This window comes from Bradyrhizobium jicamae (assembly GCF_001440395.1).
Taxonomy (GTDB): Bacteria; Pseudomonadota; Alphaproteobacteria; order Rhizobiales; family Xanthobacteraceae; genus Bradyrhizobium; species Bradyrhizobium jicamae.
This window is the reverse complement of sequence record NZ_LLXZ01000208.1, coordinates 23,995-24,293: the sequence shown is the minus strand read 5'-3', so window position 1 is coordinate 24,293 and position 299 is coordinate 23,995. Positions and strand designations below refer to the sequence as shown.

Here is a 299-nt window from a genome sequence, read left to right as displayed (position 1 = left end):
TCAAATACGAGGAATCGATCGCAGCACTGTCGGCGATAACCGGCGTCAAGATCGAACCCCTCGATCGCCTGATCAGCGGCGAACGCTACGATCCGATCCTGATCGCCGGAAAATCCATGGACCTCGAATGGGCCACGGTGCGCGCGCTGATCATCCTTCGGCTCGGTCCAACGAAAACGCCATCGCCGGCCGACATCGAAAACGCGCGTGTGAATTATGTGCGCCTGATGCCCACGACCGCCCAACGCGTCGTCGAGTTCTGGAAGACGCGCTGATCCGGCCCTATACCTCTCTCCGTC

At 60.2% G+C, this 299-nt stretch carries 1 protein-coding gene; it reads left to right on the top strand.

Going from position 1 to position 299, the window contains the following annotated elements:
• Positions 1–275, top strand: a 275-nt coding sequence (locus tag CQ12_RS47015; RefSeq protein ID WP_245310308.1) for a DUF2336 domain-containing protein, incomplete at its 5' end; no start/stop codon positions are given.
• Positions 276–299: the final 24 nt, after the last annotated feature.